A 9,429-nucleotide genomic window follows, 5' to 3' on the forward strand; every position below is an offset into this window, starting at 1 on the left:
CAGCAGGTGCATTGATTGCAGGCGGATATATGGCTTCGGCAGCGGATATGGAGCTGTCCCAGGAAGGCGGCGTCACACAGGGCATGGCTTTTTTCAGCCAGTCCGGTGATGCTTTATATCAGGATATTATGACCAATTACAGAGGAAAGGATTTCGGCCCCAGCAGGGCCATGCGGCAGACGGTCCATGTGGAAGATCATGAACTGAAAGGATTCAGGTGGTTTAAATTCACCTCCCTCCATCCCGTTCCTGCAGGAGCTACCAAAAAGATTCTCTATATTCACGGCGGTGCCTGGGTTATGCCGGAAGGTGCGCAGCAGCTTGATTATGCCCGCTGGCTGGCTGACAACAGCGGCGCAGAGGTGTATTTCCCGGAATATCCGCTGGCACCGGAACATGATGCGGAAATGTCCATGAACTGGGTGATGGATCTTTACAAAGAAATGCTGAAGGATACACCGGCCAGTGAGATTTCCGTCATGGGAGACTCCGCCGGCGGTGCCATGGCTCTCTCCCTGGCTATGATGGCCAGGGATGCAGGCCTTCCCCAGCCGAACAGCCTTGTCCTGTATTCTCCGGGCGTGGATATCCGCATCTGGCGGACGCCGGAAGAAGTGGACTACAACAATAAGATTGCCGGCGCCGGCCTCTTTGCCGTAGTATCCCGGAGCCAGCCGGATATTCTCCGCTGGTGGCAGGGAAAGCTTCCCGAAACCGATGACCGGGTGAACCCTCTCTTCGGAAGTTTGAAGGGACTGGCTCCCATGACCATATTTACAGGGAGTACGGAAAATGTAGCCATCATGAAGCTGGCAGCCAAAGCGGCAGAAGAACGGGTGCCGATTTCCTATTATGAAAAGCTCAATGCAGTGCATACCTGGGTGGTATTCCCCGGTGAGGACAACAGCCGGGAAAGGGCATTGGTGCTGGATATACTCCGTCACCCCGGGGAAAAGAATTGAGGTACTTTCTTAAGGAAGGATAGAAATCATGGCAGTATTACAGCAGATGGTTATCTTTTTTATCATGATGGCCGTCGGACTTTACGCAAGACATAAAAAAATCATTACAGAAGAAAATCAGGCTCAGCTTTCCTCGCTGGTGGTGAATATCGCTTATCCTGCCATTATTCTTTCCGGTGCCGTAGCCGGCGGGCCTCACATAGGCGGAAAGGAACTGGCGGAAGCTGCCGGAGCGGCCATTGCCCTTCTGGTGCTTGCCCTGCTGGCGGCCGCCATCCTGGCCCGGGTGCTGGGATATAAAAAAGGAGACAACGGCATTGCCCGGGTAATGGTGGTCTTTACCAATATAGGCTTCATGGGCGTACCCATGATTGCCGGGATTTACGGATCCGGCGCTCTCATTTACATGACGGTGTTCCTCATCCCCTTCAACATTCTGTTTTTCTCCTATGCCATTAAAACCATTCAGGGAGGAAGCGGCTTATCCTCCTTCTCTCCCCGAGATTTATTGAATGCAGGCATGATTTCCTGCTTCCTGGCCATCATCATTTATCTCTCCGATATCAGACTGCCCTATGTCATTACTACGGCAGTGCAGATGGTGGGAAGCATGACGGCACCCCTGGCTATGATGCTCATGGGAGCATCTCTTGAGGATATCCGGCTGAAGGAACTGATCACCGATAAAAAGCTCATTGCCTTTTCCCTCATCAAGATGATTCTTATTCCGGTAGGTATTGTCCTTATACTGGAACAGTTCTTCCATAATCCTCTTCTCATGGCGGTATGCATGGCGGCTCTGGCTACCCCTTCGGGCAATGTGATTCCGCTGCTGGCATCCATCTACAATAAGGAATCCTATCCTCTGTCCGTGAAGGGGGTAACCTTGACTACCGTGATTTCCGTAGTTACCATGCCGGCTGCTTTTTATCTGGCCGGTTTATAAGGAAATCGCTCTGTGAGCTTCAGGAGAAAAAATATGAGTGCACTTCATATTTTCTCTTGACTGCAAGCGGACTTTAACCATTACAATCATTTCATCAATCTTCGCAGGAAGCAGACGCTTTCCTGCATCAACTGAAATATCCGGCTTCCGGTATTCCTGGGGCCTGCCGGCTCTGTCCCTTTTCTGGATCGGGATCGGCATTTGCCCCTATCTCTGCCGATTCCTGTCTCTCTAAGCTCGGCAGGCCCCAGGAGTGCCGGAGGCACCGGATGCTGTATAGAAATTCAGATGCGCAGAGGGGATATCCTCTGCGGCATGCATGATGTATAGAAAGGACTCGTAAGAATGACTGAAGTAAAGAAAGAATCCAAGACACTGGTTGTTTATTTTTCTGCAAGCGGTATGACAAGAAGAGTGGCGGAAGAAGCAGCCCGCTTTCTTCATGCCGATATTTTTGAAATCCGTCCGGAGGAGCCTTATACGGATCACGACCTGGACTATATAGATAAAAGCACCAGAGTGTGGGTGGAACATAGAAATCCCGCTGCCCGTCCGGCTTATGTGGGCGATGTGGAAAACTGGAAGGACTTTGATACCGTTCTGATCGGCTACCCTCTCTGGTGGGCAGAAGCACCCCATGTGGTTTATACCTTTGTGGAATCCCATGACTTTTCAGGGAAACAGGTGATTCCCTTCAGCACAGCAGTTAGCACGGACCAGGGGGACAGCGGCCTGCACCTGGGAAAAGCAGCCGGAAGCGGCAGCTGGGCAAAGGGCATCCGGTTTTACGAAAGAGCATCCCGGACAGAAGTGGACAGCTGGGCTAAACAGGTGGCAGCAGACACAATTTCAGTGATGCCTCTTTTTTAAAAAAGAGAAGGAATGACAGGCAGCGGAAGCTGCCTGTTTTTATTTCAGGCAGGAGGTTATTATGCAGCGTATGGATATGCTTCATGGATCCCTGGGGGATAAGACTCTGCTTTTTGCTGTCCCACTGGCTTTCACAGGCATTATACAGCAGCTCTTCAATACCCTGGATACGGCTATTATGGGGCAGTTCGCAGGGAAAGAGGCCATGGCGGCGGTAGGGAGCACCAGCCCTCTGATGGGATTTCTCACCGCCCTCTTTATCGGCATGGCTTTGGGTGCCAATGTAGTTATTTCCCATTTTATCGGAGAAGGAAATAAGGAGGGAGTGGAAAAAGGAGTATATACCTCCTTCTTCCTGTCTGCGGTAATCGGACTCTTTTCTGCTGCCGCAGGCGAAGTCATTCTTGTGCCGGTGCTGGAAATACTGGCGGTGCCTTTGGAAATCATGGATATGACCGTTCTGTACATGCGGATCCTGCTGCTCTCCATGCCGGCTCTGCTCCTGTACAACATGGAGGCAGCCCTGTACCGCAGCCAGGGGGATACACGGACGCCCCTGATGGCCCTTGTGGTATCGGGAGTGGTGAAGCTGGTACTGAGTCTGGTGCTGGTCATCGTTTTCCGGATGGGAACAGCCGGCGTGGCCTTTTCTACTCTGGCAGGATCTCTGCTCAGCGCAGGCATTCTGTTTTTCCTGCTCTCAGAAACAGGGAAGGAAATGAAGCTGTCCCTGTCTTCCTTTTCCTGGGATGGCAGAGTGCTTCTGGAAATTCTCCGCATCGGGGCGCCGGCAGGCATTCAGGGAGCGGTTTTCAGCCTTTCCAACCTGGTGGTACAGGCAGCTATCAACAGCCTCGGGGCGGAAGCCATGGCTGCATCGGCAGCTGCCTTTAATGTGGAATGTCTTGCCTATTATGTAATCAATGCTTTCGGCCAGACGGCGACCACCTTTATCGGTCAGAATTTCGGGGCAGGGAACAGGGAGCGGTGCCGGAGGACGGTAAAAATCTGCTTCTGGCAGGATATGGCGGTCACCATCCTGATGTCGGGCCTTCTGATTTACTTTGTGAAGCCGCTGATGGGCCTTTTTACGGCGGACAGCCTTGTCATCGAATACGGCGCCCTCCGTCTGACCTGCATTCTTCTCAGCGAACCGCTGAATGTGGTGATGGAAATCATTTCCGGCATGCTGAGGGGATATGGGCGGTCCATGGGACCGGCGGTGATTACTCTTCTTTCTGTCTGCGGCAGCCGCCTCTTTTATATTTATTTCATCTTTTCCCGGTCTCCTGATTTTCTGACGCTGGTTCTGGTCTATCCTTTAAGCTGGTTCATTACAGATATGGGCCTGGTGGTGCTGGCTGTCCTTTTCTACAGAGAAACCCATTTCGCCGGTGTTTCAGGTAAAAAACGGGCAGTCTGATAAAAAAGTATAAACCTTGAGGTTTATACAGGTTAAGGAAGGGAGACTTCTGACGCCTTTGGATTTCCTGTATGATAGGAGCATAAGAACTTGAGTGGTCAGGAAGGAGGCCCGGTAATGAAAAAATGTGTGGAAGACAAGGCGTTGGAAGAATATGCAGGCAAGGCAGGGTGGATTGATGAGGAAGGAAATTCCCTGCTTTCCGGAGAATGGGACGAATATTTCCGGATGATCCGCCTGTACAGGCAGAAATCTTTAAGACAGGAAAGAAAGAGAGCGTAAAGGAGAAAATCATGTGGAAGAAAATAGCAGCTTTTATTCTGGCCGTTATGGCAGTGGCATCGCTGGCGGCCTGCGGAACACAAGGTCAGGCCGCTTCTTCTGAACCGGCGAAGGCAGCGGCGGTTCCCAAAGATGGAAAGGCACTGGTGGTATATTTTTCCGGCACCGGCAATACGAAGCGGGCCGCTGAAATCATTGCATCGGAAAGCGGCGCCGATATTTATGCCATTACACCGGCAGAACCCTATACTAAGGAAGATCTGAACTATAGAAATAAGGAAAGCCGGGTGGTCAAGGAGCATGACCAGCCGGACCTGCGGCCCGCCCTTTCCGGCGATGTGCCGAACTGGGATGTCTATGAGACCGTGTACATCGGTTATCCGCTCTGGTGGAGACAGGCACCCCATGTGGTATACAGTTTCGTGGAATCCCATAATTTCCAGGGGAAGACAGTCATTCCTTTCTGCACATCCACACTGGATCCTATCGGCAACAGCGGACAGAACCTGGCAAAGGCCGCAGGCAGCGGCAGCTGGCAGGCCGGTGAACGGTTCAGCGAAAGAGAAAGTGAAAAGGAAATCAAAGACTGGGTAGACAGTTTGAAGAAATAAGACATAAAAGTCAGGAAAGAGGTACAGCATGAACAAGATGATGAAGAGATGGGGGCTGGCAGCAGTGCTGGCATTAATGATGGGCGGTTCTTCCTTTGCCATGAATCCGGTGACCCTGGTGGATCAGGGAAGCTTTACGGCCGGCGGTACTGTGGTGACGGCGCCGGGGGTATTCAACAACAATAAGGATGCCCGGGATCTGTCGGGTGAAACCCTTCATGGCGACCATGCCTACGTATTTTACCAGGTACCGGATCATGCCAGAAAGTACGGCCTGGTTTTCCTGCACGGCTATGGACAGTCTGCCAAGACCTGGGAAACTACGCCGGACGGACGGGATGGTTTCCAGAACATCTTCCTGGAAAAAGGATACAGAACCTACCTGGTGGATGAACCGCGCCGCGGGAAAGCGGGAAGATCCACCGTACCGGCCAATATTACCGCTGCACCGGATGACCAGCTCTGGTATGACAATTTCCGTATCGGTCAGTGGCCGAATTATTACGATAATGCAGCAGTACCCCGTGACAAGGAATCGCTGGAGCAGTTCTTCCGCTCCATGACACCTGATACCGGTGCGTTCGACCAGAAGGTGGTGGCTGATGCCATGGTAAAGGTCATGGACAAGGCGGGGGACAGTGTCCTCATTACCCACTCCGCCGGCGGCGGTCCCGGATGGGAAACGGCCATGCATTCCAGTCATGTCAAAGGGGTGATTGCCTTGGAACCGGGTACTTTCCCCTTCCCGGAAGGAGAAGTGCCGGAAGTGGAGGCCACTACCAGTCCTTTCCCGGCTAAAGGAATGGCTGTGCCCATGGAAGATTTCCTGAAAATGACCAAAATTCCGGTGGTTGTTTATTTCGGCGACAATATCCCCACAGGAAATACACCGGTAGACAACTGGGGCTTGGATAACTGGCGTGTCCGCCTGAATCTGGCACGGCAGTGGGAAAAGGTGATGAAGAAATATGGCGGTGACGCAGAGGTCATCGTTCTTCCGGATAAAGGAATCAAAGGGAATACCCATTTCCTTATGGCAGATCTGAATAATAAGGAAGTGGCGCAGGAAATGGAACGCTGGATGAAAGAGAAAGGACTGGACAAGAAATGAAAAGAAAATTGATGAAAGTTATGATTGCAGGTATGATGGCGGCAGGGCTGATGGCTCTTCCCTTTTCCGGAGAGGCAGCCTCTGCAGCGGAAGCGCCCATTGTTCTCCAGACCCAGGGCAGCTTTACCGTAGGCGGGAGCACGGTGAAACATGAAGGAACCTTCTCCACATCCCATTTTCTGGAACCGGAGGGACAGATTGCCTTTGGCGATCATGCCTATGTGTTTTACCAGATTCCGGTCAATGCAAAAAAATACCCCATCATTTTCCAGCATGGCGGTGTCCAGTCCAAGAGAACATGGGAAACCACGCCGGACGGACGGGAAGGCTTCCAGAATATCTTTTTAAGAAAAGGATACTCCGTATACCTGGTGGACCAGCCCAGAATCGGTGAAGCAGGCCTTTCTACTGAAGCAGCCGGTGAAGGCAATCCCTATGCAAAGAATCCCATGTATGCGGACAAGGCACTTTATGAATTGTCCCGCGTTGGCACCTTTGAGGGAGATAATCCCCGTCCCTTTGCCAATGCCGCTGTGCCTCACGATGACAGAAGCTATGACCAGTTCCAGCGCACCTGGACTCCTTATACAGGAAAACTGGACGACGATGTGAATGCCGATGCCCTGGCTAAGCTGTTTGACAAGACCGGCCCTGCTATCCTGGTGACCCATTCCATGGGCGGCACCGTGGGCTGGCGTACACCTTTCCGTACAGATAATGTAAAGGCCATCGTGGCCTTTGAACCCGGCGGCACGCCCTTCCTGTTCCCCGAGGGAGAAGTGCCGGAAGCACTTCCGACTACCTATGCACCGGTGGCAGCCACAGCAAAAGCTGTTCCGCTTTCTGATTTCATGAAACTGACAAAGATTCCCATCATCCTTTTCTATGGAGATAATATTGCGGAAAAATCGAGCAGTGAAATCGGTCCGGACAAATGGAGAAGCGAATATGATATGGCCAAGAAATTTGTAGCCGCTGTCAACCGCCATGGCGGCAGGGCGGAGATTGTTCATCTGCCGGATATAGGCATTAAAGGAAATACCCATTTCCTTATGGCGGATCTCAATAACAGGGAAATTGCGGATTTGATGGCCAAATGGCTTCATGACAAGGGGCTGGACTGAGAATGCAGGCAGGGAAGTACCGAATATTCGGTACTTCCTTACTTATTGATAAAGGAGGAATGGTTTCATGAAAGTATGGTTTATTACAGGTACGGCTCCCGGCGGTCTTGGATATTATACGGCAAAGGCTGCCTTGGAGGCGGGAGATTCCGTGGCGGCGGCTTCCCGGCATCCGGAGGAGCTGTCAGAGCTTGCAGAACAGTATGGAAATCGGCTGCTGCCTGTTCATCTGGATGTCACCGATGCAGGAGAGGCGGAGGAGAGAATCCGGCAGACCCTGGACTCTTTCGGTCGGATTGACGTCCTTGTGAATAATGCGGGCTATGCCTACCGGGCAGCGCTGGAAGAAGGAGAGGAAAAGCAGATTCGTGAGATGTACGAAGTGGATCTTTTCGCTCCGCTCCGGCTCATGCGTCTGGTCCTTCCTGTCATGAGAAAGCAGAAGACCGGGACTATCATTAATATAACCTCCATTGCAGCGGTTTCTGCTGCCGTAGGTTCTTCCTTCTATGCTTCTGCCAAAGCGGGACTGGAACTTTTGAGCGACGGTCTCCGAAAAGAGGCGGCACCGCTGGGCATCCGGGTGATGATTGTGGAACCGGGGGCCCTGCGCACCCATTTCAGGGACAATCTTCTGGAATCGGATGAAAGACTTCAGGCCTATGAAAAGACAGCCTGGCAGACAAGGCCGGAAAAAGTGAGGAAGGAAGCGCCGGAAATGGGAGATCCTGCCAAAGCCGGTGCGGTGATTGTCTCTATGGCAGGAAGGGATGAAGTGCCCCTACGTTTCCAGGTGGGAAGCGATTCCGTGGAGTATGTGAGAAAATGCTATGCAGACCGCCTGATTGAAGTGGGCCGGTATGAGGAAGAATCGGTGAAATCTGATTTCCGGAGAAGCGCTGATTAAAGGGGTTCTGCAAAGCGGTATTCCGTGAGGAAAACAGGCCTGCTTAAAGGACCGGCTGCGCAGGGAAGGTCCATGGAATGAAAATCCCTGTCTCATGCAGCGCTGCGGGGAAATCCATGCTTTCTGCACTTTTTTCACTTGTCTCCTTCATGCAGAAGGTTCCGTACATACCCTCCTTTTTATGATAAAATAAAGAGGAATAGAAGATAGGGGAATTTCAGGCTGTTTCTGTGGAAGAACAGCTGTGGGAAGAGAGGCGTTATGTATGTATAATCTGCGGGTAGAGACATTTATCCGTGTAGCAGAAGCCGGCAGTTTTAACAAAGCAGCTGAAGCCATGTATATTTCCCCGCCGGCAGTCATTAAGCAGGTGAACGGACTGGAAGCGGATCTGGGAGTCCATCTCTTTGAGCGTACCCACAGGGGACTGATTCTGACGGCGGCAGGAAAATCTTTTTATAAAGATGCCCGTCGGATTACCAGGGATTTTGATGAAGCCGTAAGGCGGGCCAAGGAAATCGGCCATATGGGAGATATGGTGATCCGTATCGGCACATCTCCCCTGGCTCCGGCCCATGTGCTGATGAAGTACTTTCCGAAATCCAAAAAGGGAGAGCCCCAGTTTTCCATTAAGATCGTGAATTATGAGGGCACCCTGGAAGAAACGAACCAGTATTTCAGCAATCTGGGGGATAAAATGGATATTATTCCCGCCATTTACGATGAAGCACTCCTGCAGTTCAGAAACTGTCAGGGCATAGAAATCTTCAGAAGCCCTTTTTATGCGGCTGTATCCATGGATAATCCTCTTTTTGAGAAGGACAGTGTGACTCTGGAGGATTTAAAGGGACAGACGGTCCATTTCATTCAGGAAGGGCGTATTCACGATTCCGATCTCCTCAGGAAAAAAGTGGAGGAAGAGTATCCGGAAGTCCATGTATCGCTGTTTCCTTTCTATGATATGAACCTGTTTAACAGAATCGCAGAAAACGGAGAGGTGCTCATTGCTTTTTCCACCATGAAATACATGCATCCCCTTTTGAAGTTCATTCCCCTTGACTACCCGGTACAGGTTCCTTTTGGACTGCTCTATTCCAAAACGCCGGAGAAGAAGGTGCTTCGTTTTATAGAAGCGGTACAGAAGTCACTTCCCTCTGTGCATTCCTGAACCATTGACAAAACAGCAGCATTCT

10 protein-coding genes are annotated in these 9,429 nt (G+C 51.4%); all 10 read left to right on the plus strand.

Features of this window, described 5'->3' with window-relative positions; all coding sequences use genetic code 11:
- Positions 1–962, plus strand: a 962-nt coding sequence (locus tag ACI4N7_RS01755; protein ID WP_439731648.1) for an alpha/beta hydrolase, incomplete at its 5' end; no start/stop codon positions are given.
- 28 nt (positions 963–990) lie between these two features.
- A complete protein-coding gene (locus tag ACI4N7_RS01760; RefSeq protein ID WP_439731649.1) occupies positions 991–1,908 on the plus strand; it encodes an AEC family transporter in 918 nt (305 codons plus the stop codon).
- Between the two features lie 345 nt (positions 1,909–2,253).
- Positions 2,254–2,778: a flavodoxin gene (locus ACI4N7_RS01765; protein WP_439731650.1), complete on the plus strand. Its 525-nt coding sequence runs from the start codon at positions 2,254–2,256 to the stop codon at positions 2,776–2,778.
- Positions 2,779–2,839: 61 nt separating this feature from the next.
- Positions 2,840–4,201, plus strand: a complete 1,362-nt coding sequence (locus ACI4N7_RS01770) for an MATE family efflux transporter (RefSeq protein WP_439731651.1) — start codon at positions 2,840–2,842, stop codon at positions 4,199–4,201.
- A 117-nt stretch (positions 4,202–4,318) separates the two neighbouring features.
- Entirely contained in the window at positions 4,319–4,483 is a 165-nt protein-coding gene (locus tag ACI4N7_RS01775) for a hypothetical protein (protein WP_439731652.1), read from the plus strand.
- 11 nt (positions 4,484–4,494) lie between these two features.
- Positions 4,495–5,094, plus strand: coding sequence for a flavodoxin (locus tag ACI4N7_RS01780; protein ID WP_439731653.1), 600 nt, complete (start codon positions 4,495–4,497; stop codon positions 5,092–5,094).
- Between the two features lie 28 nt (positions 5,095–5,122).
- On the plus strand, positions 5,123–6,205 hold the full coding sequence (locus ACI4N7_RS01785; protein ID WP_439731654.1) for an alpha/beta hydrolase: 1,083 nt from the start codon (positions 5,123–5,125) through the stop codon (positions 6,203–6,205).
- Complete coding sequence (locus tag ACI4N7_RS01790) at positions 6,202–7,329, plus strand: alpha/beta hydrolase (protein ID WP_439731655.1); 1,128 nt, start codon at positions 6,202–6,204, stop codon at positions 7,327–7,329. Before ACI4N7_RS01785 ends, ACI4N7_RS01790 begins: the two co-directional genes overlap by 4 nt.
- A 67-nt stretch (positions 7,330–7,396) precedes the next feature.
- Positions 7,397–8,236 (plus strand): SDR family oxidoreductase, encoded by an 840-nt coding sequence (locus tag ACI4N7_RS01795; protein ID WP_439731656.1) that lies wholly within the window; start codon positions 7,397–7,399, stop codon positions 8,234–8,236.
- A gap of 265 nt (positions 8,237–8,501) precedes the next feature.
- Complete coding sequence (locus ACI4N7_RS01800) at positions 8,502–9,404, plus strand: LysR family transcriptional regulator (RefSeq protein WP_439731657.1); 903 nt, start codon at positions 8,502–8,504, stop codon at positions 9,402–9,404.
- The last annotated feature ends 25 nt before the right edge of the window (positions 9,405–9,429 follow it).

This window comes from Dialister sp., from assembly GCF_051885895.1.
Taxonomy (GTDB): Bacteria; Bacillota; Negativicutes; order Veillonellales; family Dialisteraceae; genus Dialister.